20 protein-coding genes are annotated in these 25,681 nt (G+C 71.8%); 9 read left to right on the top strand and 11 right to left on the bottom strand.

Annotation, left to right across the window (positions count from 1 at the left end):
- Positions 1-691: 691 nt before the first annotated feature.
- On the top strand, positions 692-916 hold the full coding sequence (locus LP52_RS14845; RefSeq protein ID WP_040274190.1) for a DUF7455 domain-containing protein: 225 nt from the start codon (positions 692-694) through the stop codon (positions 914-916).
- A gap of 155 nt (positions 917-1,071) precedes the next feature.
- Here the strand turns inward: LP52_RS14845 and LP52_RS14840 are convergent, their stop codons facing one another.
- A complete protein-coding gene (locus LP52_RS14840; RefSeq protein WP_052809863.1) occupies positions 1,072-1,869 on the bottom strand; it encodes a GNAT family N-acetyltransferase in 798 nt (265 codons plus the stop codon).
- 292 nt (positions 1,870-2,161) lie between these two features.
- Here LP52_RS14840 and yaaA point away from each other — a divergent pair, with 292 nt between their 5' ends.
- A complete protein-coding gene (gene yaaA, locus LP52_RS14835) occupies positions 2,162-2,959 on the top strand; it encodes a peroxide stress protein YaaA (protein ID WP_040274188.1) in 798 nt (265 codons plus the stop codon).
- A gap of 614 nt (positions 2,960-3,573) precedes the next feature.
- Here yaaA and LP52_RS14830 read toward each other — a convergent pair.
- Complete coding sequence (locus tag LP52_RS14830) at positions 3,574-5,277, bottom strand: RNA polymerase sigma factor (RefSeq protein WP_040274257.1); 1,704 nt, start codon at positions 5,275-5,277, stop codon at positions 3,574-3,576.
- Between the two features lie 412 nt (positions 5,278-5,689).
- A complete protein-coding gene (locus tag LP52_RS14825) occupies positions 5,690-7,741 on the bottom strand; it encodes a SpoIIE family protein phosphatase (protein WP_052809862.1) in 2,052 nt (683 codons plus the stop codon).
- A 656-nt stretch (positions 7,742-8,397) separates the two neighbouring features.
- On the opposite strand from LP52_RS14825, the gene LP52_RS14820 reads away from it, so the two are divergent.
- Entirely contained in the window at positions 8,398-8,655 is a 258-nt protein-coding gene (locus LP52_RS14820; protein WP_040274186.1) for a hypothetical protein, read from the top strand.
- Between the two features lie 237 nt (positions 8,656-8,892).
- Positions 8,893-10,443, top strand: coding sequence for a hypothetical protein (locus LP52_RS14815; protein WP_040274255.1), 1,551 nt, complete (start codon positions 8,893-8,895; stop codon positions 10,441-10,443).
- A gap of 70 nt (positions 10,444-10,513) precedes the next feature.
- Here the strand turns inward: LP52_RS14815 and LP52_RS14810 are convergent, their stop codons facing one another.
- The 4 genes from LP52_RS14810 to LP52_RS14795 form a co-directional block, all read right to left on the bottom strand.
- Positions 10,514-11,296 carry a tyrosine-protein phosphatase gene (locus tag LP52_RS14810; protein WP_040274185.1) on the bottom strand — a complete coding sequence of 261 codons (783 nt, stop codon included), beginning with the start codon at positions 11,294-11,296 and terminating at the stop codon, positions 10,514-10,516.
- A 94-nt stretch (positions 11,297-11,390) separates the two neighbouring features.
- Positions 11,391-12,119 (bottom strand): nucleotidyltransferase family protein, encoded by a 729-nt coding sequence (locus LP52_RS14805; protein WP_040274182.1) that lies wholly within the window; start codon positions 12,117-12,119, stop codon positions 11,391-11,393.
- Positions 12,120-12,196: 77 nt separating this feature from the next.
- On the bottom strand, positions 12,197-14,635 hold the full coding sequence (locus LP52_RS14800; RefSeq protein ID WP_040274176.1) for an AAA family ATPase: 2,439 nt from the start codon (positions 14,633-14,635) through the stop codon (positions 12,197-12,199).
- Positions 14,636-14,746: 111 nt separating this feature from the next.
- Positions 14,747-15,358, bottom strand: a complete 612-nt coding sequence (locus tag LP52_RS14795) for a ribonuclease HII (protein WP_238580930.1) — start codon at positions 15,356-15,358, stop codon at positions 14,747-14,749.
- Between the two features lie 270 nt (positions 15,359-15,628).
- On the opposite strand from LP52_RS14795, the gene LP52_RS25805 reads away from it, so the two are divergent.
- The 3 genes from LP52_RS25805 (at position 15,629) to LP52_RS14780 (ending at position 17,380) form a co-directional block, all read left to right on the top strand.
- Positions 15,629-16,291, top strand: a complete 663-nt coding sequence (locus tag LP52_RS25805; RefSeq protein WP_157036336.1) for a hypothetical protein — start codon at positions 15,629-15,631, stop codon at positions 16,289-16,291.
- Positions 16,292-16,365: 74 nt separating this feature from the next.
- Positions 16,366-17,007, top strand: a complete 642-nt coding sequence (locus tag LP52_RS14785) for a hypothetical protein (RefSeq protein WP_040274173.1) — start codon at positions 16,366-16,368, stop codon at positions 17,005-17,007.
- 181 nt (positions 17,008-17,188) lie between these two features.
- A complete protein-coding gene (locus LP52_RS14780; RefSeq protein ID WP_040274172.1) occupies positions 17,189-17,380 on the top strand; it encodes a hypothetical protein in 192 nt (63 codons plus the stop codon).
- Positions 17,381-17,548: 168 nt separating this feature from the next.
- On the opposite strand, the gene LP52_RS14775 is transcribed toward LP52_RS14780, so the two are convergent.
- Together LP52_RS14775 and LP52_RS14770 are read right to left on the bottom strand one after the other, a co-directional pair.
- Positions 17,549-18,982 carry an SPFH domain-containing protein gene (locus tag LP52_RS14775; protein ID WP_052809860.1) on the bottom strand — a complete coding sequence of 478 codons (1,434 nt, stop codon included), beginning with the start codon at positions 18,980-18,982 and terminating at the stop codon, positions 17,549-17,551.
- A complete protein-coding gene (locus LP52_RS14770) occupies positions 18,979-20,694 on the bottom strand; it encodes an SPFH domain-containing protein (RefSeq protein ID WP_040274171.1) in 1,716 nt (571 codons plus the stop codon). The genes LP52_RS14775 and LP52_RS14770 overlap by 4 nt, the downstream gene beginning before the upstream one ends.
- Before the next feature lie 323 nt (positions 20,695-21,017).
- Between LP52_RS14770 and LP52_RS14765 the strand changes: the two genes are divergently transcribed.
- Together LP52_RS14765 and LP52_RS14760 are read left to right on the top strand one after the other, a co-directional pair.
- Entirely contained in the window at positions 21,018-23,135 is a 2,118-nt protein-coding gene (locus LP52_RS14765) for a hypothetical protein (protein ID WP_193789990.1), read from the top strand.
- A gap of 94 nt (positions 23,136-23,229) precedes the next feature.
- Entirely contained in the window at positions 23,230-23,538 is a 309-nt protein-coding gene (locus tag LP52_RS14760) for a hypothetical protein (RefSeq protein ID WP_040274170.1), read from the top strand.
- A gap of 57 nt (positions 23,539-23,595) precedes the next feature.
- Here the strand turns inward: LP52_RS14760 and LP52_RS14755 are convergent, their stop codons facing one another.
- On the bottom strand, positions 23,596-24,024 hold the full coding sequence (locus LP52_RS14755; protein WP_040274169.1) for a CBS domain-containing protein: 429 nt from the start codon (positions 24,022-24,024) through the stop codon (positions 23,596-23,598).
- Positions 24,025-24,169: 145 nt separating this feature from the next.
- Positions 24,170-25,357, bottom strand: coding sequence for a beta-1,3-glucanase family protein (locus tag LP52_RS14750; RefSeq protein WP_040274167.1), 1,188 nt, complete (start codon positions 25,355-25,357; stop codon positions 24,170-24,172).
- Between the last annotated feature and the right edge of the window lie 324 nt (positions 25,358-25,681).

Raw genomic sequence — 25,681 nt, 5'->3', positions numbered from 1 at the left:
AGGGCCGGCGCATGCGGGGCGCTGGCGTGCGCCAGCGTGCGCTGGACGTTGGCGGACAGGGGGCAGATGCGTTGCCGCTAGCTTGACGCACCGGTGTGACAGGAATGCGGCGCCGTCACCCGTACCGGGCGGTCGGTCCCCCTGCCGGGGGCGGCCGCAGGGCCGCGGGCGGCGCCGGGCGGATCCGCTCCATCGCGGGTGAGGCTCGCCGGTGGCGTGCGGTTCACCCGACCGCATCGGGACGGTCGCCTGATCATCACGAGCACACCACGCGCGAGATTACCACCTCGGTTTCCGCGGGCCCCGCCGCCTCACCGGCGTTCCGCGGCTCCTGGGGGGCGCGCGGGGCCGACCCTGACGCCCTGTTCGGACTCCGTACGCCGTCGCCGGCGTCTCCGCGACGGCGACGGTCGGCCGCCATCCACGGACCGAGACCGGGTAGGTCCGGATAGTCCGCCCCGCTTCGGCAAGCCGAGGTCTCCCGCAAGTAGGGTGATGACCATCACCATCGACCACTATGCGAGGACATATCGCCGTCCTGCAAGCGGGGCCGACGCCCCGGACCGGGCCTCCTGGCGCGGTGCCGGAGGGGGCGATTCCGCTGACGGCGTACAAAGGGGCTGGTTGGGAAGCTCTTGGTCCGGTTAGATGTTGTGCGGAGTGACTAACGCCGAGTATTGAGGAAGGCGAAGTGACTGGAACCCTTGCCCCCACCCAGCCGCTAACGGCTGCAGACCGTTGCGACCGTTGTGGTGCGCAGGCGTACGTCCGAGTGGTTCTCAACTCCGGTGGCGAACTGCTGTTCTGCGCGCATCACATGCGTGAACACGACGCATCGATTCGCAAGATCGCCTCGGAGGTCCAGGACGAAACCAGCCGACTGCAGGAGTCGCCGGCCGCGTCCGCCGAAGAGTAGCGTTAGTTCAACCGACAGACGTGCGGCGGCGGCCCTCCTCGAGGGCCGCCGCCGAACTCTTTCGGGGGCCGGTGGCACCGCGGCTCGACGCCGGCGCCCCTGGCTCCCACCCCGCGGATTCCCGGATACCGGGGCCGTGCGTGCACCGGGAGGGTTCACTCCGCGGCGCGCGGGGCGCGGTCCTCGGCCGACCGCCCGCCGGACACGGCCGCGGAGCCGGCTTCGCCCGCCTGCGTCCGGCCCGCGCCGGGCGCCACCCGGTAGTGGTAGACGCACTCCGATACGAAGCCCGCCCGCTCGTAGACCCGCAGGGCCGCCGCGTTGTCCTCCTCCACCAGCAGGTAGGAGCGCTCGGCCCCCTGGGCGCGGGCCCATTCCAGCAGCGCCTCCAGCACCGCGCCGGCGAGCCCGCGGCCGCGCTGGCCCGAACGCGTGACCATGGCGTACACCCCCGCCCACACGCCGTCCAGAACCACGCATCCGCGTGCGTCGCCCCCGCTGTCGAGGGCATAACCGACCGTCGGCGCCCGGTCCAGGATGCGGTGCAACGCCGGCATGCGGTCGGCCGACTGGCCCGCCTCCTCCCACAGCGCCCGCCACGCCGCATCCGGGCGGGAATCCACCGCGACCTCGGCGCCGTGCGCGGCGGGCGGGTGCTCGCTCAGGTCGCGCACCAGCGCTCGCGTGGCGCCCTGCGCGCCGTAGCCCCGCCGGGCCAGGCGCCCGTCGAGTTCCTCGTCGCCCGGCCAGATCTGGACGCACGGCGCCGTCCCGCGCCCGCGGTAGAACTCCTCGACGGCCTCGACGGGAGCCACGGCCTCCAAGCGCACCGCCGAGTTCGCCCGCCGAGTCACGCCCTCGCTCCAGGCCAGCCGCCATCCCGAGCGCGTCTCGACCTCGGCGGCGGGCCAGTCCGCCGCCACCCGCCGCGCCCACCACGCACCCGACCGCACTCGCACTCCTCCCGACAGTCCCCGCCGCCCGCCTGCGTCGGGGCGGCGAACGTCCAACGTAGGGGGCCGCACGTCCAGCGGGCCACCGGAATACGGCGGTGTGCCGGTGGGACCGCACCGGTTCGGCCGCCCACATGTGCGCAAAGCGGACCGTTGTTCGGAAGACGGCCACGTGGGCCGCACCGTCGTCGTATCCTTGGGGGCCGGGCAGCGCCCCCGGACGCGGTGCGCCCCTCCGCAGGCCGCCGCTTGCCCTGCCCGCTCCCCGCCCGCGAATCCCGGAAGGGTCCGCATGCTGATCCTGCTGCCGCCGTCCGAGGGAAAAGCCGTACACGGCGACGGCCACCCGGTCGACCCCGCGAGACTGGCCCTGCCGGAGGTCGCCCAGGCGCGGGACGAGGTCCTGGCCCGGCTGCAGGAGCTGTGCCGCCGGCCCGAGGAGACCGCGCGGGAGGTGCTGGGGTTGTCGGCGGCCCAGGGAGAGGCCGTGCGGCGCAACCGGTCGCTCTCCGAGGCGCCGACGCTGCGCGCCGCCGACCTCTACACCGGCGTCCTCTACGACCGCCTGGCCCTACCGGACCTGCTCGGCTCCGCGTCCGCGGACCGGACCGCCGAGTCGGTACTGATCTTCTCCGGGCTGTGGGGCGTACTCGCTCCGGGCGACCGGGTGCCGCCCTACCGCTTGTCGATGGGTGTGCGGCTGCCTGGCGTCGGTCCGCTCGGCGCGTTCTGGCGCGAGCGCCTGGGCGACCTGCTGGAGAAGCGCGCCGAGGACCGCGTGGTCGTCGACTGCCGCTCCTCGACCTACGCCGCCGCTTGGCGCCCCGGCGCTACCACAGCCGAGCGCACGGTGTCGGTGCGAGTGCTGCGCGAGACCGGCACCGGCGCGGCCGCCAAGCGCAGTGTGGTCAGCCACATGGCCAAGGCCGCCCGCGGCGCGATCGCGCACAGCCTGCTCTCCGAGGGAGTCCACCCGCGCACCCCCGCCGAGGTCGCCGAGGCCCTCGACGCCGTCGGCTGCACCGTGGAACTCCACGAGCCCGCCCGCCGCGGCCGCCCATGGACCCTGGACGTCATCGAACGCGACTGAGCACCGCACATGTCTCCGCTGAAGCCGCCGATGCGGTGACCCGAATACGCCGGCGGCGGCACCTCCGCCGCAGGTCCGAACCACCTGATAACGAACAGGTCTCGGCGCTTTATCTCGGCCATACACGACATCCGGCATGCTCGTCGGTGTCGGATGAGGAAGTCGTACGCATGCGAGCGCATGACCGCGGCCGGACCCGGGAAGTCGCCACGGGAACGGGGATCCGATCGCGGGTCGGCTTCGCGGACGCGTAACGGGCCGGTCCCCTGGTCAGGGGGGACCGGCCCGGTCGATCACCCGATCTGCGCGCTCCGTGCCGGCACGCACCTCTCGGCGTTCAGCACGACCCCTCGACGCCGAACGGCCGCTGGGAGGACCGCATCGGCGAACAGCACGCACCTTGCGAAGTACAGACCATGGACCGCACCACTCCACGCCGCCCTTCGGCACACCGGCCGGGGCCCACCGGATCGAACGGCCGGGGGCTCCATGCGCGGGGCGCCGCCGGGCGGCGCGCACCGGTCTCGGGGTTCCGATGCGCGTGCCGGGCCGGTCTTGGGCGTCCTCGCTGCGACGCCGCCACACACGCCAACGGGGGCGTGGCGGCGTCCGCCTCAGTCCAGGTAGTCGCGCAGCACCTGGGAACGGGACGGGTGGCGCAGCTTCGACATGGTCTTGCTCTCTATCTGTCGTATACGCTCGCGCGTCACACCGTAGACCTTCCCGATCTCGTCGAGGGTCTTGGGCTGGCCGTCGGTGAGGCCGAAGCGCATCGAGACCACGCCGGCCTCACGCTCGGAAAGCGTGTCGAGCACCGAGTGCAGCTGCTCCTGCAGCAGGGTGAAGCTGACCGCCTCGCCCGGCTGGATCGCTTCGGAGTCCTCGATGAGGTCGCCGAACTCGGAGTCGCCGTCCTCGCCCAGCGGGGTGTGCAGCGAGATCGGCTCGCGGCCGTACTTCTGGACCTCGACGACCTTCTCGGGGGTCATGTCGAGTTCCTTGGCCAGCTCCTCGGGCGTGGGCTCGCGGCCCAGGTCCTGCAGCATCTGCCGCTGCACCCGCGCCAGCTTGTTGATGACCTCGACCATGTGCACCGGAATGCGGATGGTGCGGGCCTGGTCGGCCATCGCCCGGGTGATCGCCTGCCGGATCCACCAGGTGGCGTACGTGGAGAACTTGAAGCCCTTGGTGTAGTCGAACTTCTCGACCGCGCGGATCAGACCGAGGTTGCCTTCCTGGATCAGGTCCAGGAACAGCATGCCGCGGCCGGTGTAGCGCTTGGCCAGCGAGACGACCAGGCGGAGGTTGGCCTCAAGCAGGTGCTTCTTGGCCCGGCCGCCGTCGTCGGCGATCCACTCCAGCTCGTCGCGGAAGTCCGAGGTAAGCGTGCCGCTCTCCTCGGCGAGCTTCTCTTCGGCGAACAGGCCCGCCTCGATGCGCTTGGCGAGCTCGACCTCCTGCTCGGCGTTGAGCAGCGCGACATTCCCTATCTGCTTGAGATAGTCCTTGACCGGGTCGGCGGTAGCGCCGGCGGCCACGACCTGAGCAGCGGGAGCGTCGTCGTCATCCTGGTAGAGGACGAAGGCCTCGTCCTCGGAGGTGTTGGCCGCGGCCTTCTCCGGGATGCCCACGGATTCGGGCTTGACCCCCGAGCCGGCGACCGGCCCCTCGGCGGGCGCGAGGCTGTCGTCGGGGTCCTCGACGAGCTCCAGCTCAGCGCCGGTCTCCTCGAACACCTCGTCGGTCGCCTCAAGCTCCAGGTCCTGGTTCTGGTCCTCGGCGACCTCCAGGCCCGTGTCCTCGTCCTGGCCGTCCTTCCGGTCGGCCTGGGCGGGATCGGCCGCGGGAGCGGCGGCGGCCCCCTCGGCGGTCTCGGCGCTGGACTTGGTCTTGGCCGTCTTCTTGGTGCCGGCGGCGGACTTGGCCGTCGACTTGGCGGCGCTCTTGCGGGCCGGCTTGGCAGCCTGCTCGTCACTCGCCGCGGTGTCCTGCTCCGACTGCTCGGCCTCCGGGACCGGGGCCGGGGCTGCCGCGGCACGCTTCTTCGGCGCGGTGGCGGTGGCGGCCGGGGATGCGGAGTCGACGACCGCGGTGACAGTGTCGGTCTGCTCCTGGGCGGCTGCCGCGCGCTTGGCCTTGGGAGCGGACTCCTCGGGCTTCTTGGCGGTATCGCGCTTGCGCTTCGACCCGGACTTGCGGCGCGACGGCGCGGACTCCTCGGCGCCCACGACCAGGGTCACACCCTCTTTGGTCAGGCTGCGAAGCACGGCCTGCGCCTGCGACATCGGAATGTCGGCCTCTTCGAAGGCACGGCGCACGTCCTCGGGCTCAAGGTACCCCTGGGACCGCCCACGCTCGATCAACTGCTGGATGACTGGCTCGTGCAGCGAGTCCGGCTGCTTTGAGCGGGTCGAACTGGCAGGTGACACAAACACCTCTCGAACGGACGTGTGGCGAGATTGCTGGACCCGGCGGCCCTATGAACCGCGAGGGGAGAGACCCGCCCTCTCCTCGCTCTTGCCCGGGATCATCCCCGCCTGGCCGACGGGGACACCGACTTCTTTCAGCGTATGCGCCCTCTCTAGCGTTTGGGCACATCCGCCCAGTAGGATTTTCCCGCTCTGCATGCGGGCCCAACCCCACCGTCGGGTCCTCGAACCCACCCCCCGCCGCAGCGGGTCTGATGGCTCCTCCACCTTAGGCAAAGTGTCGGACTTCTTCGTACGGTTCCTACTCCGGTGCGCTGTCCATCACCGGTAGGTGCACGGCGAGCAGCGTGACGTCGTCGTCTTGCTCATACCCTGCGAGCATGCCCTCCACAAGGTACTGGAGCATGTGCTGTGGATCGCCCACCACCTCCGGCCGTGCTTGGGACGCTACGGTGACCAGCTCGTCGAGACCGGAGGCGACTGCACGCTTTCGGTTCTCAACAAGTCCATCGGAATAGAGCACCACGGTGTTACCGGGTTGGACGAAAAACTTGTGGTGGCCGCGTTCGGAGCTGACGCCCAGCGGGGTGTCGGGCTCGGTCTCCAGCAGCCAGGGCCCGGCGTTCTCGGTGACCACCAGCGGCGGCAGATGCCCGGCGTTGCTCAGCTCGACCTGCCCGGTCTCGGAGTCGAGCACGAAGTAGACGAGTGTGGTCACCTGGTCGACGCCCTCGGTGGCGTCGAACATCCGGTCGAGGCCGGTGAGCACATCAGCGGGCTCGGGCATGCTGAACGCCAGCGCACGCAGCGCGTTGCGCACACGGCTCATCCCTGTGGCGGCCTTGATGCCCTTGCCCATGACGTCGCCCAGCACACCGGCGACGCGGCCGTCGGGCAGCGGGAACGCGTCGTACCAGTCGCCGCCGACCTGCACGTGCTGGGTGCCCGACCGGTAGAACGCCTGCATCCGGATGCCCTTGACCTTGGGGAGGTCCTCGGGCAGCAGGCTGGTCTGCAGCGCCTCGGCCGTGCGGTGCTCGCGCTCGAAGAGCTTGGCGCGTTCCAGGGCGAGCGCGCACTGCCCGGCCAAGGCCTCCAGGAAGACCTTCTCCTCGTCGGAGACCTCGCGGGAGGCGGAGAAGGTGAAGCGCAGTGCGCCGATTGGCTGGCCGGCGCTGAGCAGCGGCAGCGCCACCCACGCCCGCTCCTCGGTGGTGCGCAGGAACTCCACGATCTCGGGCTCGTCCTCGTCCTCCAGCAGCGCACGCATCTCGGCGGGATTGCCCGCGATGAAGGGCCGACGCTCGCGGACCGCGTACTCCATGGTGGCCGACCGGTCCGGGCCGGCGCGGGAGGCGGTGCGGTGGCCGGGCTCGTCGCCGAGCATGTGCAGCCGCAGGTCGTCGCGGTCGAGCTCGGCCAGGGTGGTGGAGTCGGCGCCTACGGCGGACTGGCCGATCTCCGCCATGGCCTGCACGACCTCGCCCACCGTCAGCGCTTCGGCGAGATCGGCGGTGGCCTTCTGCAGCCGCACGGTGCGCAGCGCCGCCTCGCCCAGCTGCTGCGTGAGGCGCTGGCGCATGTCGTCGGCCTCGTGCTGGGTGGTGATGTCGCTGTGGGCACCCACCCACTCCATCAGCGAGTCGCCGCGCATGATGGGCACGGCCCGCGAGCGGTAGTAGCGGAAGTCGCCCGACTGCGTGCGCACCCGGAAGATCTCGTCGAAGGTGGCGCGGTCGGCGACGGCGTCGTTCCAGGCCCGCTCGACCTGGTCGCGGTCGTCGGGGTGGGCGGCGTCGAGCCAGCCGCGGCCCAGGTACTGCTCGGCGGTCTGGCCGGTGATGGTGCGCCACTCCGGACAGTCCTCGCGCACCTCTCCGTCGGCGTCGGCCGTCCACACGACCTGGTTGGTGGCGGTGAGCAGGGAGCGGTAGCGCTCCTCGGTGCGCCGCAGCGCCACCTCGGCCCGGTAGCGGTCGGACAGGTCGACGGCGATCAGCACCGCGCCGTGGACGCCGTCGTCGCTTTGGGCGGGGTACCAGTCCAGCGACCATCGGCGCCGCTCGCCGGTGTCGTCGGGCTCGCCGTCGCTGAGGCGGCGTTCGCTGCTGACCGGGCCCTCGCCCGCCAGCACCGCCGCGATCGCGGCTTCGTGGACGGCGGCGTCCTCGGGGTCGAGGACCTCCGAGGGCGTGCGGCCGCGGCAGCCGGAGTCCCCGACGCCGTAAATCGCGGCCAGCGCCCGGTTCACCCGCTGATAGCGGCCCGACTCGTCGAAGAAGGCGAACCCGATCGGGGCCTCCCTCAGCAGCGAATCCAGGAGGGCTGCGTCGATGGGGCCCAATCCGGACATGCGAGGGGGCGGGACGGACGTCTCGGTGCTCAACAATGACACCTCCGGGGTCCTTTCCCCCGTTCGAGGGGACTCGCCTGGGCGAGCGCCAAAAACCTAACCAACGCGGGCCGGGCACCTGTGGAGGCGGAAGCCGATTCGTCAACGGCTCACCGGTGGCCGCGCCGCCGATCACTCCCTATCGTCCATGACGTACCGGCGACATGCGATCCCCGCCGCACGACTGCGCGCACGGCCGGGCGGGAACGCCGCCGCATCAGCATAGGCCACAACCGCATCGACTCGCCGAGACGGGGGACAGCGGAAAGTCAGCGGCCATAGCGGATGGTAAATAATACGCCGTCGTATCCACCCTAGGCGCCCGCTCGCCGTTTCGGACAGCCTTTTCCAAATCCGATCAGGTTTCCGCAGGAGAGAGCCTCAGAATCCACGCCAACCGCACTAACGCGGCCTGTCCGAAACAGAGCCGCAACCACCGCGAACAGGCAAGTAGCCCCGCACCGGCCGCAGTGGCGGACGGCGCGGCCGTGTCGGCCCAGCAGCACGCAAAACCTCGTTAAGGCCCCCCGTTGCAGGGGTTGACACCCCGGCATAACGAAGTGAAATGGATTGTGGTCGCCGTCGAAGACCAAGCCAGCGAGGGGGCGTGAGCGAGGATGCTGCAAACGTATCCAGTGGGTGATCTGCAACGTATCGCCGGTCGACTCCAGGACGAGTTCGCCGGTCTGTCCCACCGATGCGTCGAGCGCTGTGTCAACGACACATGGAAGTGCGCCGAGCACCTCGGCTACACGGCCACCCCGGGCCTCGTGGAACGCGTGGCGCGCGAACACCTGCAGGCCATGGTCAAGTCCGCTCCGCCCTCAGGGCTCATCGTGCCTCCGCGGACCCACGGCCACGACCGGCTGTCCTGAACGGCTCGGATCCCGCCTCGCCCCGGCCCCGCCCCGCGCCCGGCGCGGGGCGGGCGCCTTCGTCCGCCCGCCGTTGCGACCCGGCGACGTGCGCACCGGCCGCGCGCCGCGGGCCGGCCTGATCGCAGGCTGCGCCCAGGCCGCTGCCCCTGGTGCCCTAGGCTCTGTGGGGTGTCCGTACCTCCCCAGCCCGACCAGCCGGACCCGGGCTCCATGCCCGATGCCGTATTCACCGAGATGCTGCGCGCCGCGCGCACGATGCTCGCCACCCGCGAGCCCCTCGACGCCGAGATCGGCGTCAGCGAGATGCTCGGCTCGTGGTGGGGCAAACGCGTGCCGGGCCTCGACGTCGAGCGGCTGCTGGGCGACGGTCTGGTCGCCCACGCCCAGGCCTCCGGATCGGCGGCCGGCTTGGCGCTGCTTACCGGCGTCTCTGTTCTGGGCACCACTGTGCACCAGCGCGAACTGGCCGAAAAGGGCTCCGCGGCGCTCATCGAACGCGGAGTCGCCCGTCCGGCCTGGGCCGACCTGCTCGGACGCGTCCGCCCCATCGCCGCTTACGCCTTCGGCACCCGTTTCGGCGACACCGACGACATCATCTGCACCTTCCGCTACGACGACGGGGACTCCGAGGAGTACACCGGCGCCCACGCGCTGATCGCCGTCGTCGACCACAACAGCGGCGGTGTGCTGCGCGACGCCTGGGTCACCACCAAGGTCGACAGGCTGCTGGAGAGCTGCCGCTCTCAGGCCGAGGGCGGCGACCCGCTGGCGACGTTCTCCCAGATCCGGCTGGAGCGCGCCCGCCTGCTGCTGGAGGACGCCGTCGAGCAGACCGACAGGGCCATCGCCGCCAACGCGGTCGGGCCCGAAGTCACCGACGGATCGCCGGCCGCCCACCACGCCCTGATCCGCTCCCGCGTCCGCGCGCTGCCGCGCCGCCCCCGCGACCAGGTGCACTCGGCGCGCAGCCGCGATCGGCGCGCGACACTCGCCGCGCGGTTCCTGGCCTCCGACGCCGCCGCCGAACTCTCCGACTCGGGCGCCGCGAGCCGCTGCGTCGACCACATCATCGCCTTCGGCTGCGACGTCGACGCCGACCGCCCCCTGCGGGTCAGCCCCCGCAAGATCGAGGCGCTCCTGCTCAGATGGCTGCCGCGGCGGGTCATCCTGCTGCCCGAGGAAGGCGAGGCCATGCCGCATGTGCTGGCCGCCTGGATCCGCTGGGCGGGGCCGCGCCACGGCCTGCCCGAGGTCGCGGTCAACGCCACGCTCGACGCCCTGTGGGAGGCCACGTCGGCCTTCACGACCTCCTACCTGGACGTCTCCGCGTCCTTCGGACTGCCGCCCGAGGTGGTGCGGCGCCTGCTGCCCGACGGCGACCTGTCGGCGCTGCCGCGCCGGATGTTCGCCTTCCCGCTGCTGACCAGCGACCTGCTCGCCGAGTCCGAGGACGAGTTCGACCCCTCCACACGCGCGGGCAGGCGCGCGCTGCTGCGGCTGGACCACTTCGGCGAGTACGACTCCCCCGTCAAGCACAAGGGCAAGCACTCCACGGGGACCCCTGCGGGCCCCTCCGCCGACACGGCCGCCACCGAAGAGGCGCTCGACGCCCACGAGCGCCTGGCCGAGCGGCTGTGGGAGGGCGCCCCGCCCCAGCTGTGGAGCGCGGCCGAGCGCCTGCTGGACCACGGCTACGAGCGCCCGGTGGTCCTGCGCATGCTGATGGAGGTCGTCGAAGGCGCCGAACCGGGCGACGACATCGCCACCCGCCTGGACGAGCTGTAGCACCGCTACGAGCACGGCAGCCGGCGCCCGGCACGCGCATGGCACCGGGCCCCGACCGGCGCGCCGGCTCCTATGCCAGCATGCGTCCGCGCAGGGCCTCGACGGTGGGCTCCTCCAGTCCCAGCCCGTCGTGGACGTAGGCGTCGAAGGACCCGTAGGTGCGTTCCACCTCTCCGTAGGCCTCGTCCAGGTAGGCAAGGCGGCACTCGGTCATGGGCTCGATGACGGCGGGGTCGATGCCGGAGCGCTCGCAGGCGGCGCGCATGGTCCCCTGCAACCGGGACAGCCTTTCGTTGCTGGCCAGGTAGTCGGCGGAGATCGTCTCGCGCGGCACGCCCAGGATCCCCAGCACCAGCGCCGCCGCCCAGCCGGTGCGGTCCTTGCCGGCGCTGCAGTGGACGACCGTCGCACCGGCGCCTGCAGCGATGCGGCGCACCATCTCCGCGTAGCCGGCGCAGGCGTCCTCGGCGGTGACCAGGGTCCGGCTGACCTCGTGCATGAAACGGGTGGCGCCGCCGTCACCGAAGACGGCTTCGGCGCGGCCGGGGTCGCTCAGCACTTGGACCAGGTCGGCGCCGGTGGAGTGGTCGCCCTGCAGGTCCAGCACCGTGTGGTCGATGCCCTCGGGCAGTGCGTCGGGCCTGCTCTCGCGCTCGAAGGCGGTGCGCAGGTCAATGACCTGGCGGACGCCGAGCTCGCCCAGCGTACGGACGTCCGCCGCGTCCAGCCGGTCCAGCGCGTCGGAGCGGAAGGCGACGCCCGTGCGGACGCGGCCGCCGTCGCTGGTGGCGTGGCCGCCGAGGTCGCGGAAATTGGGTGCTGTCGCCAGCGGGTACGCGGCTTGGTTCGTCACGGGCGCGACGATACCGGTCGGCCCCGCACCGGATCGCGCTGCCCTGGCCGGACCGCGAAGCACCGGGCTCCCGCCTCTGCGCGCCGGACCGGCCTCAGCCGGCCTGCCGGGAGGCGCGCAGCGCAGGGATCTCCTCGCTGGCCTCCTTTACGTCCTTGACCGTGTCCACGCCGCGCCAGAACCCGTCGATCCGGTAGCCGAAAAGCCGGCCCTCGGCGGCCAGGTCGGGGAAGGTTGTGGACTCGTGGTCGCCCTTGGCCGGCAGCAGCTCGGTGGCGGGGTGCTCGAAGAGGTAGACGCCGGCGTTGATCCAGAACGGCAGCATCGGGCTCTGGGTGAAGCCCTCGATCGCGCCGTCGTCGGTGACGTCGACGATGCCCCAGCTGGTCTGGTACTGGGCCAGCGCCAGGGTGGCCATGCCGCCCTTGCCGCGGTGGAAGGCGGTGAACTCGTCGAGCGGGAACCAGGTCAGCACGTCGCCGTTGAGCGCGTAGTAGGGCTCGGCCGACTCCCGCAGCCCCGAGGCCGCATACCGCAGCGCGCCGCCGCGGCCCAGCGGCTCGTCCTCCACCAGCAGGGTCGTCTCCACACCGGTCGAGCGGCCCTCCAGGTGCTCGCGCAGGACCTCGGCCTTGTAGCCGCACGAGACCACGACGTGCTCGACGCCGTAGTCGGCGAGCCACTCCAGCTGGTAGTCGATGATGGGGCGGTCGGCCACCTCGACCATCGCCTTGGGGCGGGTGTCGGTGTACGGGCGAAGCCGTGTCGCCTGGCCTCCAGCGAGGATGACGGCCTGGTTGACGGGGGCGTTGGGTCCACTCATGGGGCGGACACTAGCAGCAGGACCGGGCTTCCCGGCCCGGCTGTGCGGTCGTCTCCGGACGGGGTCCGCGCCCGCCCTCAGCCCTGGGTGACCTCGGCGTAGGCCTGGCGCACGTCGGCGCTGGTGATCCGGGTCAGCTCCGCGGCGGTGGCGTTGTCGCCCAGCTCCTCGGCGACCCGCACGTCGCGGTGGGAGCACGCCTTCTCGAACAGCGAGCGGGCGAAGCGGCCGTTGCCCAGCTCGTCGATCCACGCCGACTCGCACACGTAGCCGAAGATGCGCCGCAGGTCCTCGCGGGCGGAGTCGTCGAAGGTGTCGCCGGTGTCCTGGGCCACCGATTCGGCGATCTCGGTCAGCTCGTCGGGGGTGTAACTGGGGAAGGCGACCCGGACGTTGAAGCGCGAGGCCAGCCCGGCGTTGCTGGACAGGAACCGGTCCATCTCCGCGGGGTAGCCGGCCAGCACGACCACCAGCCGGTCGCGGTCGTCCTCGGCGCGTTTGAGCAGCGTCTGCACCGCCTCGGCGCCGAAGGCGTCGCCCCCGCTGTATCCGGGATTGTGCAGCGCGTAGGCCTCGTCGACGAACAGCACCCCGCCCAGTGCCCGGTCGACCAGTTTGCCGGTCTTGATGGCCGTCGCGCCCAGGTGCTCGCCCACCAGGTCGGCGCGCTGGGCCTCGACCACGTCGGGGCGGCTGAGCAGCCCCAGCGCGGCGAAGACCCGGCCGAGGATCCGTGCGACCGAGGTCTTGCCGGTGCCCGGCGGTCCGGAGAAGACGAAGTGGCGCATCGGCGGGTGGTTGCGCAGCCCCTGCTCCTCACGCAGCTTGGCCATCTGCAGCTGGGCCACCAGCGAGCGCACCTGCCGCTTGACCGGCTCCAGCCCGATCATGGTGTCCAGCTCGGCCAGCGCCTCGTCGATGTCGGGCGCCTCGCCGAAGCCGGAAAGCCGCTCGGTGAGCCCGTCGAAGGCGGTGGCGATGTCGGGGGCGCGAACTGTCACCAGTTCCTCGCCTTCGGGCGGGTGCTCCTGGTGCCCGGAGGTCACCACCCGCACGTCGCGCGCCTCGGCGGCCTTCTCCACCAGCGAGCGCACGAAGCGGCCGTTGCCCAGGTCGTCGATCGCGCCGCGCTGCACGATCCTGTCGAAGCGCCGGCGCAGGGCGGGGGCGGCCTCGGCGTCGAGCAGGTCGCCGCGCTGGTCGAACAGGAACTCGGCGATGCGCTGCAGCTCGTCGGGGCTATAGCTGGGGAAGGTGATGCGGGTGGCGAAACGCGACGCCAGGCCGGTGTTGGAGGCCAGGAACCGGTCCATCTCGGCCTCGTAGCCGGCGAGGATGATCACCACGCGGTCGCGGTCGTCCTCGGCGCGCTTGAGCAGTGTCTGCACGGCTTCGTTGCCGAACCTGTCGGACTGCCCGTCGCCGTCGTTGACCAGCGAGTACGCCTCGTCGACGAACAGCACCCCGCCCAACGCCCGGTCGACGAGCTCGTTGGTCTTGATGGCGGTGGCGCCCAGGTACTCCCCCACCAGGTCGGCGCGCTGGGCCTCGACGACCCGCGGAGTGGGCAGCAGCCCGAACGAGTGCAGGATCGTCGCCAGGGTGCGGGCGACGCTCGTCTTGCCGGTGCCGGGCGGACCGGAGAAGACCAGGTGACGCAGCGGCCGCTCGACCGCATAACCGGCGTCGGCACGCAACCGGGCGGCCTCGATGGAGGCGGCGATGGCGCGGACCTGCTGCTTGACCGGGTCCAGCCCGATCATGTTCTCCAGCTCGGCCAGCGCCTCGTCGACGGGCACGGGGGCGGTGTCGTCGCCGCTGTCCTGGCCCGCGCGGCCGCGCCCGCCCTCGGTGGCGCGCTGGCGCGCCTGGGCACCGGCCGGCGGCGGGGGCGGGGTGCCGCGGATGCCGCCTTCGCGGTCGGGCGGGGGCGCGCCGAGGTCGCTCATCGTGCGGCGCAGCCGGTAGGCGGCCAGCACCCGCCACAGCAGCGCCAGTCCCGCGCCCCCGAATGCGCACAGCACCCCGAGCGCGCCCGGGGCCGAACCGGCGAGCATGCCGGCCAGTGCCGTGCCCAACCCGATGATGAGGGCCACCAGCAGCGCGACCAGGGTCGTGTGCCAGACGGGGAAGGCGGTGATGCGGGTGGCGGCCAGCGAAACCAGCAGCGGAAGCAGCGGCAGGAGCAGCAGCACCCCGGAGTCGGCGACGCTGACGGGGATGAGGAACAGGGTGTAGGCCAGCACGAGCCAGACGATGCTGATCAGCGCGGTGGCCACGGCGTCACCGGAGCGCATCAGGGCCGCGAAGACCAGCAGGGCCGCGACGGCGGCCGCGACGGTGGTCAGCAGCGGCAGGCTCGACAGCAGCGCCGCAACCACCAGGAGGGTGACCACGCCCAGTCCGGCGATCAGGCGGGTGCGCAGCGGATAGCCGTAGTAGGCGGCGCGTACGCGGGTCAGGGCGGAGGCGCGGTGGGGCGGCTCCGAGGTGCGGGAGCGTTCGTCGCGCGGCATCCGTGTCCCTTCCTTGCGTCGCGGGTCCCATATTGAAGCACTGTCGCGCGTCGCGATTTCGCCCCCAGGAGCCGTGCCCAGCAGGGATGCGGCGTGTCGCACCCGGATCGGCTACAGCAGGGGTATCTGGCCGTCGGGCTCCGGACGCGCTTTGCGCAGGTGCCGCCACTTGGGCAGGCCGTCCAGATACGACCAGGTCATCCGGTGGTAGGAGGTGGGACCGTGCTCGGCCAAGGCCGCACGGTGGATGGGCGAGGGGTAGCCGACACAGGTGTCGAAGCCGTAGTCGGGGTACTCGGGGTGCAGCCCGGCCATGAAGGAGTCGCGGTGCACCTTGGCCAGGACCGAGGCCGCGGCCACGGCCACGCTGGACAGGTCGGCCTGGATGCGGGTCCGTACCCGCCAGGGGGCACCCAGGTAGTCGTGCTTGCCGTCGAGGATGACGGCGTCGGGCGTGCGGGACAGCCCTTCCAGCGCGCGGTTGGCGGCCAGGCGCAGGGCGCGCGTCATGCCCAGTGCGTCGATCTCGGCGGGCTCGGCGCTGCCGATGGCGTGGTCGCCGACCCACTCCCGCAGGTGTCCGGCCATTCCGGTGCGCCGCTGCGGGGTGAGTTTCTTGGAGTCGGTGAGCCCTTCGGGCGGTTCGGTGCCGTCGGTCACGGCGGCGCACACCACCACCGGTCCCGCCCACGCGCCGCGCCCGACCTCGTCGACGCCGGCCACGCAGGTGGAGCCGCCGTCCTGGAGTTCGCGCTCAAGCTCGTAGGTGGGTACGGGGTCGCGCCCGTCGGCGACCGCGGTCGCGGAGCCCGGGGCGGCGGGGGTCGAGGAGGTCTCAGCCACGAGGCCAAGCCTAGAGGTTCGCCCGCCGCCACCACACCTTTGCGGCCGGATGCCGCAGGGGTTTTCGGGGGGCCACCGCGTGTTACGCACTGCAACACCCGGTCGCCGTCGGTAGTTTCCGCATGACTCCGGTCGGCCGAGGAAGGACGCATGGGGCTGAGCAGACCACACGGTGCGGTGCCGCCGCGGATCGTGGCCGAGAACGCGGGCCGGGACGGCCTGACGGCCCCGCGGCCGGAGCCGAGAGGCGGCGCGGGTCCGGGCGGCGCGGGGTCGTGGGTGCGCCGCGGCCGCGGCGCACTGCGGGCCGCGGTGCTGGATGCCGCGGCTCTGGGCGGGCGGCTCGCCGCGGGCTGGATCGCCGCCTCCTGGGCGTGGGAGGCGCTGGGAAACGGGACGCGCGCCGATCTCGCGGCCGGGGCGGTACTGGTGTGCGCCGCAGCGTTCGCCGCCGGGCTGGCGTCGCGGCCGGCCGGAGCGGCGCTGGCCGCGGCGGTCCTGCTGAGCGTGTCCGCACCGGGCGCGCTCGCGGCGGTGGGCCTGGAGGCCGAGCCGACCGCGCTGACGGCGGCGGGCGCCTCGACTCCGTGGCGGGTCGCGCTGGGGGCGGTGTGCCTTCTGGGGGCGCTGCTTCCGGGACGGCTCTCGGTGGATGCGCTACTGGTGCGGCGGCGCGGGCGGCGGCGAAGCGCGCGACGGGGCGAGCACGGGGCCGGAGCGGACCGGACGCGAATCGGGCGACGGCCTGAGGAAGCTCCGCCGCTCCCCTATCCTGGAGGTAGGGACCGCTTCACGCGGCCCTCCCGCATCTGACCCGGTGTCGCCGGAGGCCCCACATCCAGCCCTCCGGTCGGCCTGTGTCACGTACCGAAGGGGAAGATCCACACATGTCCGCCGCCGAAGAGGGCTCGGTCGCGAAGCTCATCGAGATCGCTCATCCGCCGACTCCTCGACAACGGCTCGCATCGTGGGCTTCCCGCCCGCCGGGCCGGCTCTACATCCCGGCCTGCACGCTCATAGCGCTCGTGCTGCTCTACGAGGACAGCGTGCCCGGCGGGCACCTGGCCGCCTTCGTGCTCGGCATGGGCGGCGGCGCGTTCCTCGCCGCCATGGGCGCCCTGCGGCTGGGCATCGCGGTAAGCATCGCCCGGCCCATGATCGCGCGGTACTGGCTGCGCTGGATCACGGCGCCGCTGATCGCCGCCGCCGCGATCGTGCTGTCGGTCACCGACGTCCCGCTGCAAGCACGCCTGGACACCTCGGCCGAGGCCCTGCGGGCCGCCGGCGACACCGCCCGGCCGGCCACCACCGCTCCCGATGAGACCTGGGCCGGGCTGTACCCGCTGTCGTCGGTCGCGGTGACCGGCGACGGTGTAACGCGTTTCACTGTGCAGGGTGCAGGGCTGCTCAATCCCTCCGGACTGGCCTACAGCAGCGAGCCGCTGCCCACCGACGTGTTCGTCAAGGGGCACGGCGGCACCGTCTACGAGCACATCCGAGGGCCCTGGTACTCCTGGACCGAGTACTGAGCGCGTTGCGGCGCGGCAGGTCACCGGGCCGGGACGACGCCCCGAGCCGGGTTCCCCGCTCGGCCGTGTCCCTCCTCACCCCCGGGTTTAGGGGTTTCCCTCCCCGAGTCTCACTCTGCTTTTATCCGCGATCGATAGACAGGGATGCGACACGGATTCTCCTCAGGGACGGGAGAGCACCATGAACGAGTTCATGACCGCGCTGCATCTGCGCATCTACGACGCCGTCAGCGCGCTGCAGAAGGCGCGCGAACAGGGCGACGAGGACCTGTGCCTGCTGCAGGCGGGCGAGCTCGAAGACCTCGTGGAGATCGCGGCGCGGCACGGCGTCGACATCGACTGCGGCTACGGCGACCTGGCCCACGCCGCCTGAGGCGGGGCGCCGGGCGGCGCGGGCGCGGGGCCTTGCCTACGGGGGCGGCTCCGCGCCCCGCCCGGGGCGCTGATCGGGCGGGACAGGGCGCGTTCGGCAGAGCACAGTACGAAGGGGGAGGCGGAGATCCGCCTCCCCCTTCGTCGTGCTCGGGGCCCGTTGCCGTGCCTAGCGGTTGCGGCCGCCGCCTCCGCCCTGGTTCTGCTGAGGAGGCTGCTGACCCCGTTCGGCCGCCGCGGCCATCGAACCCTGCACCTGCTGGAAGGCGCCGGAGGCCGCCTCGGCGGCCTCGCCCGCCTCGGTGGAGCCCACGGTCCGCCGTGTGCTGCCGGCGCCGCTGCGGCCGCCCTGCCTGCCCAGCTCGGGCAGCATCTGGGCCAGCATCAGCGTAGAAAGCGCCGAGGACTCGCCTCCCTGGCCGTCGGTGCGCACCACCACCGGCTGCGGCGCGTGCTCGGCCAGCGTGGCTCCCACGTCCAGGCGGCGCCGGGCCAGCTCGTACTGCAGCACCGCGCGGTTGTCGCGGTAGGAGGTCGCCAGGCGGCGCTGGGCCTTGGCCTCGTTCTCCGCCGCCACCAGGTCCGACCTGCCGCGCGTCTCGATCTCGAAGCGGACGCGCTGGGCCTCGGTCTCCTGCTCCTCCAGCATCTGCGCGACGTCCTTGCGGGCCTTGTTCAGCGCCGCGTTGACCTCGACGATCTTGGCGTCGCGGGTCTTCTTGGAGCGCTCGATGTCCATCAGCAGGGTGTCGATGCGCCGCTTGCGGGTCAGCTCCCACTCCTGCTCGTAGGCCACCAGTTCCTTGGCGACGCGCTCGCGCGTGGCCAGGTGCTGCTGGTACTGGCTGGGCAGCTGCACGTCGGGGATGTTGCAGCCCATGATGCGCACGCCGTAGCGGCTGAGCTGGCGGTTGAGCAGCTCCTGCATGTCGGCGACGTCGGAGCCGCGCAGGTCGTAGGCGCCCTCGGTGCGCACCTGGCGGCTGCGCTGGCGGATGGCGTCCTGCACGGCGTTGGACAGCACCAGATCGAAGTTGCTGGCGCCGATGGTGCGCACGAAGGCGACCGCGTCGGTGATGCGGAACTTCAGGAAGAACTCGATCGACTTCAGCGGCACGTTCTCGTGCGTGGGGCAGGCCAGCACGGGGGCGGTGTAGGGGATCTCCGTGGAGATGTCGACCACGAAGTCCACCCGCGACCAGGGGTGCCACAGGTAGTGGCGGCCCGGGTCGAGCTGGCCCGCGACGGCGCCGTACTTGGTCAGGACGCCGACGGTGCCCTGCTCGATCTCCACGATCGAGGAGCGCCACCACCACAGCAGTCCCAGCATCAGCGAGCCCAGCGCCAGCACGAACGCCGGGATCGCCGCCCACGACAGCAGGAGCCCGCCGACCACCGCGAGCAGCAGTGCGCTGAGCAGCAGGTAGAGGGACAGCCACACGAGGACGGTCCACTTCAGGCCGCGGCCGTCGCGCGGGATGACCACGGGCACCAGAGCGCCCTGGTCGCCGCCGCGCAGCAGGCGCGCGATGTCGCTCCAGGAGGCGAGCGCCTCCTTGATGCTGGAGCCGCCGGTACCCGGTTCGGGTTGCTGCTGGCTCATCGGTTGCCTCCCTCATCGGTGCCGGGCCGCTGCGACCGCGGCGGTGCAGGCGGGGAGCCGGGCGCGGGAGATCCGTCCTGGTCCTCGTCCTCGCCCGTGACCGAGCTGATCCGCTCGTCGATGGTCTCGTCGCTGACCGACTGGCGGATCTGCTCGATCTTGTCTGCGTTGGGGACGTCGTCGGGCGGCGGGGGTTCGACGGTGTCCTCTTCGTCGTCCGCCAGCACCCGGTTGATCTCGGCTTCGCGCTCGGAGATGCGCTCGGAGATCTCGTTGAGGCGGCCGCGGATGGCACCCATGTCCTCCTCGGAGAACAGCGAGGCCTCGGCCTCGCCGATGATGCCCTGGGCCACGCGCAGGAAGTCGACGCCGGTCTCGTCGCCGGCGCCCACGTGCAGCACCTGGGGAAGGCTGTCGGCGACGCTCTCCAGCTTGTCCAGCAGATGCTGCTGGTAGCGGTAGTTGAGGATCTCGGGCGCCTCGGCGGCACTGACCGCGCGGATGTCCAGCGCCTGGGCCTCCAACAGCGCGGCGTTGGCGTTGGCGGTGCTCTCGGCCTCGACGAAGCGCTGCCGCGCCTGAGCGCGCGCCCGGTTGGTCTCGCGCTCCAGGGCGGTGTCCATCTGCGCCTGGTACTGGGCGATGTCGGCCTGGATCGCGGAGAGCGTCTCGTTCAGCGAGGCGAGTTCCTTGTTGAGGTCGCCCTCGTTCTGCTCCTTGCGGAGCTGAAGCTCGTACTCGTAGGTGTAGGCCTCCTTGGCCACGCGCACCATCTCGGGCGCGGCCAGGTCCATGCGGTACTCCTTGCTGGAGGGCTCCGCGTGGGTGATGTTCGCGTTGGTCAGCCGCACCGCGGGCAGGAACTGCTGGTTGAGCTGCTCCAGCAGCCGCGCGGTGTTCTCACCGACCATGTCGTAGATGTCCGAGGCCTGCTGGTCGTAGATCAGGCTGCGGGTGACCTCGCTGATGGCGTTGTTCAGCTTCTCCTGGAAGCCCTGCACCGCACCCAACACGAAGATGAACTGCTCGGGGTCCTCGATCTTGAACTGCACGAACAGGTCGATGGAGGCCTGAACGCCGCTCTTGGTGGGCGCCTCGCGGATCGGCGCGTTGAAGGGGTACTCGCGGTTGGTGTTGACGATGTAGGAGACCCGCTTCCACGGGTTGAGCAGGGTGACACGGCCGGGGCCCACGACCTGCTCCAGCTTGCCGAAGCGGGTGATCAGCGCGGCGCAGCCGTCGGGGACCATCACCATGCCCTGGCGCCACCACATGAACGCGGCGAACAGCAGCAGCACCACCCAGTAGTGCACCCCGAAGAACGGGTTGAGCACCACGCCGGTGGCGACCGAGACCGGGAAGGTGACGACCTGGCCGATGACGCCGACCACCAGCAGCAGGATCACCGGCAGCATGGTGGTGAAGGTGCGCCCCTTCGGGATCACCATCGGGCAGATCACGTGCACCGGGCCGGTGGAGCCGCGCTCGAAGGAGCTGCGGTTCAGCGCCTCGCCGGCGTTGTTCAGGGAGGAGCTCTGCTGTTCGATGCGGGTGCCCACCGAGGCACCCTGCTCACGGGCGGCCAGGAAGTCGCCCGGATCGAGGCCGAACCCCTCCGCTGCCTCGCCGAGCGCGCCGGATACCGCCTCGCGGGGATCGCCGCCTTCGGCGATGGAGGAGGCGGCTCCGCGCACTGTCTGCGCGAAGGACATAGGTATCGACTCCTTGCTGGTTGCGGAACTGCGGATTCGACGCGGGCATCACCTCTGCGGTTCCGCGGCTCCTGCTGAGAGTGCAGGCATCGTCCCACAGCGGAGGGTCTACGGCAGTGACCGAACCATAAACATCTGCCCGCCGCACCCGGATTCGGGTGTCCGGATCCGGTCAACGTCCGTGCCCGAATAGCGGGTGCGGGCGTGCGGGGCGAGAGGGGCCGAAGGCGTTCCGACCAGCCGTTGACCGGGGCCGCGGCCCTCACTAGGGTTCGGCGCACAGCCGGAACTTGAATCGTTTCAACACCACCGCCGGGAGGGGCATGACCGCCCGCAGCACACCCGCCGAGCCCAGCCCCCACGATTCGGTCGACGCCGACCCGCCCGGCGGCCGAGGCGGCATCGACCGCAAGGCCCTCGTCTCACGGCACGCGGTGGTGCGCTCCCGCGGCGACCCCCGCTCGCCGCTCCAGGTCGGCAACGGGCGGTTCGCCTTCGGCGCGGACATCACCGGACTGCAGACCTTCGCCCCCTTCGCCACCATGGCCGACTGGGGGTGGCACGAGGACCCCCTGCCCGCCGGGGCCCGCGTCGAGGACTACAGGGGGCAGGTCCGCGACACCCGCGGCCGCCCCGTCCGCTACGACATGCCCGACCCCGACCACCCCGAGATCACCCGGTGGCTGCGCGCCAGCCCGAACCGGATGAACCTCGCGCGCATCGGCCTGCACCTGGCCACGGCCGACGGCCGCGAGGCGGTCGAGGACGACCTCGCCGACCGCCGTCAGCGGCTGGACCTGTGGACCGGCGTCCTGCACAGCCGCTTCACCCTGGACGGCGAACGGGTCGAGGTCGAGACCAGTTGCGACCCCGGCCGCGACGCCCTCGCGGTACGTGTGCGCTCCCCCCTCGTGCGCAGCGGCCGACTGGCCGTCTTCATCGACTTCCCCCTCGCCCGCGGCTACGGCGAGGAGAAGTTCGCCGCGCCCTACGTGGGGATCTGGGGCGAACCCGACGCCCACACCACAACCCTGCGCCGACGCGGGTCCCTCCGCGCCGACATCGCCCACCGGATGCACCGCACCCGCTACCATGCCGCCCTTCGCTGGACCGGCGGCGAGATCGGCCGCGTCGACGGGCACCCGCACCGCTACCGGCTCACCGGCGGCGACGGCGACCGGATCGAGGCCGCCTTCCTGTTCACCCCCGAGGAACCCGGGTGGGCGCCCGAGCCCGGCGCCGTAGCGGCGGCGAGCCGGCACCGGTGGCCCCGCTTCTGGCGATCGGGCGGCGCCGTCGACCTGTCGCAGTCGGACGACGGGCGCTGGCGCGAACTGGAGCGGCGCATCGTACTGAGCCAGTACCTCACCGCCGTGAACGGCGCGGGCGACACCCCGCCCCAGGAGTCGGGACTGGTCAACAACGGCTGGTTCGGCAAGTTCCACATGGAGATGTACTGGTGGCACGCCGCCCACTTCGCGCTGTGGAACCGCCGCTCCCTGCTGGAACGCAGTCTGGGCGTCTATCGCGACCTGCTGGACTCCGCCCGCGCGCTGGCGGACGAGCAGGGCTACCGCGGTGCCCGCTGGCCCAAGATGACCGACCCGAGCGGACGCAACTCGCCGGGCGAGATCACCGCGACACTCGTCTGGCAGCAGCCGCACCCGATGTTCTTCGCCGAACTGGACTACCGTGCCCGCCCCGAGCAGGCGACCCTGGAGCGCTGGCGCGAGATCCTCTTCGCGACGGCCGAGTTCATGGCCTCCTACGCCGTCCGCGACTCAGCCACCGGCCGCTACGTCCTGGGGCCTCCCCTCTCCGCCGTCTCGGAGAACACCGCGATCGAGACCACGGTCAACCCCCTCTTCGAGCTGTCGTACTGGCGCTTCGGACTGCGCACGGCCCAGCGGTGGCGCGAACGGCTCGGGCTCGATCGCGACCCCGACTGGGACCGCGTGCTCGACGGGCTCGCTCCACTGCCCGTCCAGGACGGCCTCTACGTCCTGCACGAGGGTGTCGAGGACATGTGGACCGAGTTCAACTACGAGCACCCGGCGCTGATCGGCGCCTACGGGTGGCTGCCCGGCGACGGCGTCGACGTCGAGACCATGAGCCGCACCAAGCGCGCCGTCCGCGACACCTGGCGCTTCGACCGGGTCTGGGGCTGGGACTTCCCCATGCTGGCCATGAACGCCGCGCGACTGGGCGACGCCGAGCAGGCCGTGGACTACCTGCTCGACCCCGACTTCCGCTTCGACGACGCCGGCCTGCCCCAAGGGGGCGCGTTCGTCCCCTCCCCCTATTTCCCGGCCTCCGGCGGCCTGCTCTACGCCGTCGCGCTCATGGCCGCCGGATGGGACGGCTGCCCCGGCACTCAGGCTCCGGGCTTTCCCTCCGACGGCTGGAGGGTGCGTGCTGAGGGGCTCAGCCGGGCTCTCTAGGGGCTCCGCCGCGCCGCGGCCCCGCCGACCGGCGCGGCGAGGGAGCGGATAGCGTCGGCTGTAGAGCGAATCGGGCGAGAACAGGAGAGAGACGATGGCTTCGGTCCCCAGCAGTGTGCTGACAACCGCCGGGCTGATCGGCGGATACAGCGCGGCGCGTGCCTTCGACCGCCGACTGGGCGGCGCGGTCCTGGCCGCCTGCGGCGCGGCGGCGTTCACCAGCTGGCGCCGCAATGCCGGGCTTCCCGCGGCCGCCGCGCTCTCCGCCGTCTACACCGGCGCCTTCGGCCTTTCGCACCCGCTGTCCAAGAAGATGGGCGCCTGGCCCTCGGTCCTGGCGGTGACCGCCGCGACCGGGGTGACCGCCCACATGGTCGCGGACCGGCGCCGCGGGCGCGGCTGAACAGACGTCGCCCGCGCCCGGCGGGGCGCCGGGCGCGGGCGGCGGGCCCGGGGCTCCTCACCCCTGGGTGATGTAGGCCTCCAGCTGGCGGCGGTCCTGCTCCAGCTGGCTGATGCGGGCCTTGACCACGTCGCCGATGCTGACGATGCCCACGGGCGAATCGCCGTCGAGCACCGGCACATGGCGGACGCGGTTCTCGGTCATCAGCACGGTGAGTGTGTCGTCGGTGTCCTCGGTGGTGCACGTGACGACGCCGGCGGTCATGATCTCGGAGACCGGCGCCTCCAGCAGCGCGGGTCCGCGCTCGTCCAGCGCACGCACGACGTCGCGCTCGGATGCCACGCCGGCCAGCCTGCCGTCGTGCATCACCACCACGGCACCGATGTTGTGGCGGGCCAGCAGTGTCAGCAGCCCGGCCACCGAATCCCCGGGGTCGACGGCCACGACGTCCGACCCCTTGTTGCGCAGAATCTCAGCGATCAGCATGGCGGCCACCTTTGTGCGAAACGGGTGACCACGGGTTACCCGCCGAGCACGCCCGCCAATCCCGCGCTGCGCCGCCCGGCGGGCGAGAGAGCGCTCTCTCGCCCGCCGAGGGTGTGCCCTTTTCAGTGATGCAGGCAGGGGGTGCTTAGAAGGGGGTCAGACTGACCTCGAAGGACGCCGGAGAGTGGTCCTGGATGTAGGAGGCGAAGCCCGAGACGTCGTCGAAGGCGAACCCGTAGGCACGGCCGTCCTCGGTGACCTCGTGGAACACCGCGGCGTACTTGTTGGTGACATCGGCGTTGTAGAACGCCGACGCCTCGCTCACCGGGTGCTCGGCGGTGTCCAGCAGGGTCGAGCGGTTGAACGCCGCACCGAGGATCGCCGCGACCGGGCCGGTGATGCCGTCGTTGGGGGCCGTCAGGGCGCCGTCGCAGAAGAACACGTCGCGGGTCGAGGGCTTGGCGATGGGCGCCACCCCGCCGTCGAAGGCCAGCTGGCCCGAGCCGTCGACCCGGCCGGTGAAGGTGCCCTCGTTGGTGGTGACGCGCAGGTCGGTCCCGCTGTATCGGGACCACACCCGGTCGATGTAGGAGGCGTAGTAGTCGGCGGAGAAGCGTCCGGAGTCGATGCCGTGACCGGGTGCGATCACCCGGCGGCGGTCGCCGACCACGAGCGGGGAGTAGTCGGGGTCGGCCAGCAAGGTGTCGAAGACCCTGTCGCGCCCGCCGGGCTTGAGCCTGCCGGTCGACTGCTCGCGCTCGCCGCTGAGCGCGATCGCCAGGGGGACGCAGAACGAGTCCACCATCGTGGTGTTGCAGTACATTCCGGTTTCGTCGTGGGTGAACTCCACCGTGTCGTGCAGGACGTCGAAACTGGAGTCGGACTCCACCCACCCGGCCGGGTACTGCAGAGCGGCGTCGCCGTTGCCGTCCTCGACGGCCTTGAAGCGCAGCTTGCCCTCCAGGGCGAGGTAGATGCGCCCGGACATGAACGGCAGCGTCAGGCCGCCCGCCTCGGTCAGGGGAATGGAGTAATCGGTGTAGCCGCCGTCGGTGTTGTCGGAGAGTTGGACCGGCGCGAAGGTGCCGTCGGGGCGGACCCGGCCCTGCTTGCCGGTAGAGGTGTCGGTACCGACGATGTAGAGGCGCACGGCGCTGTCGGGGTAACCGCTCTCGTTGGCGAAGGAGACGGGGAGCGCCCCGGCCGAGGCCTCCTTGCTGCCGGAGGCGAGCTGGGCGCCGCCGGTGGAGGCGCCGCAGGCGGCCGAGCCGAGCAGCGGGGCGGCCAGCGCGGCCCCTCCGGTGGTGCGTAGGAACGAACGTCGATCGATCATCACAGGTTCCCTTCCTCGGGGTTCCGGGCGACGGGACCGAGGGCTTCCGCCCGTTCATACAGCGGAGGCGGGGGAAGCGCGCGGAGCCGCCCGCGGTTCCCGAGCGGCGCACTTCCGTCGCGCGCCGCTCGTTTTCGTAAACAACCCTTTCCGTTGAGTGACGCCCGAGCCTAGAGACGTCGGGAGCGATACGCAAGGAACGCAGGTGACAGGAGTCGCGCCCCGCAGGCCGCCCCGGCCGGCCCCGAGACAGCGAAAAGCGGGACGGCGAATCATGTCGCCGTCCCGCTTAGCGCAGTGCCTCCCGCCGGCAAGGGCCGAGTC

This window comes from Streptomonospora alba, from assembly GCF_000826685.1.
Classification (GTDB): domain Bacteria; phylum Actinomycetota; class Actinomycetes; order Streptosporangiales; family Streptosporangiaceae; genus Streptomonospora; species Streptomonospora alba.
This window is presented reverse-complemented; position numbering and strand designations above follow the sequence as displayed.

What these genes read in the sequence shown, in the direction of transcription:
- LP52_RS14785 (WP_040274173.1), top strand. Translation starts at nt 16,366, where the DNA reads ATGTCCGCCGCCGAAGAGGGCTCGGTCGCGAAGCTCATCGAGATCGCT.
- LP52_RS14760 (WP_040274170.1), top strand. Translation starts at nt 23,230, where the DNA reads ATGGCTTCGGTCCCCAGCAGTGTGCTGACAACCGCCGGGCTGATCGGC.
- LP52_RS14800 (WP_040274176.1), bottom strand. Translation starts at nt 14,635, where the DNA reads ATGCCGCGCGACGAACGCTCCCGCACCTCGGAGCCGCCCCACCGCGCC.
- LP52_RS14825 (WP_052809862.1), bottom strand. Translation starts at nt 7,741, where the DNA reads ATGTCCGGATTGGGCCCCATCGACGCAGCCCTCCTGGATTCGCTGCTG.
- LP52_RS14815 (WP_040274255.1), top strand. Translation starts at nt 8,893, where the DNA reads ATGCTGCGCGCCGCGCGCACGATGCTCGCCACCCGCGAGCCCCTCGAC.
- LP52_RS14750 (WP_040274167.1), bottom strand. Translation starts at nt 25,357, where the DNA reads ATGATCGATCGACGTTCGTTCCTACGCACCACCGGAGGGGCCGCGCTG.
- LP52_RS25805 (WP_157036336.1), top strand. Translation starts at nt 15,629, where the DNA reads ATGGGGCTGAGCAGACCACACGGTGCGGTGCCGCCGCGGATCGTGGCC.
- LP52_RS14765 (WP_193789990.1), top strand. Translation starts at nt 21,018, where the DNA reads ATGACCGCCCGCAGCACACCCGCCGAGCCCAGCCCCCACGATTCGGTC.
- LP52_RS14820 (WP_040274186.1), top strand. Translation starts at nt 8,398, where the DNA reads ATGCTGCAAACGTATCCAGTGGGTGATCTGCAACGTATCGCCGGTCGA.
- LP52_RS14805 (WP_040274182.1), bottom strand. Translation starts at nt 12,119, where the DNA reads ATGAGTGGACCCAACGCCCCCGTCAACCAGGCCGTCATCCTCGCTGGA.
- LP52_RS14770 (WP_040274171.1), bottom strand. Translation starts at nt 20,694, where the DNA reads ATGTCCTTCGCGCAGACAGTGCGCGGAGCCGCCTCCTCCATCGCCGAA.
- LP52_RS14755 (WP_040274169.1), bottom strand. Translation starts at nt 24,024, where the DNA reads ATGCTGATCGCTGAGATTCTGCGCAACAAGGGGTCGGACGTCGTGGCC.
- LP52_RS14780 (WP_040274172.1), top strand. Translation starts at nt 17,189, where the DNA reads ATGAACGAGTTCATGACCGCGCTGCATCTGCGCATCTACGACGCCGTC.
- yaaA (WP_040274188.1), top strand. Translation starts at nt 2,162, where the DNA reads ATGCTGATCCTGCTGCCGCCGTCCGAGGGAAAAGCCGTACACGGCGAC.
- LP52_RS14775 (WP_052809860.1), bottom strand. Translation starts at nt 18,982, where the DNA reads ATGAGCCAGCAGCAACCCGAACCGGGTACCGGCGGCTCCAGCATCAAG.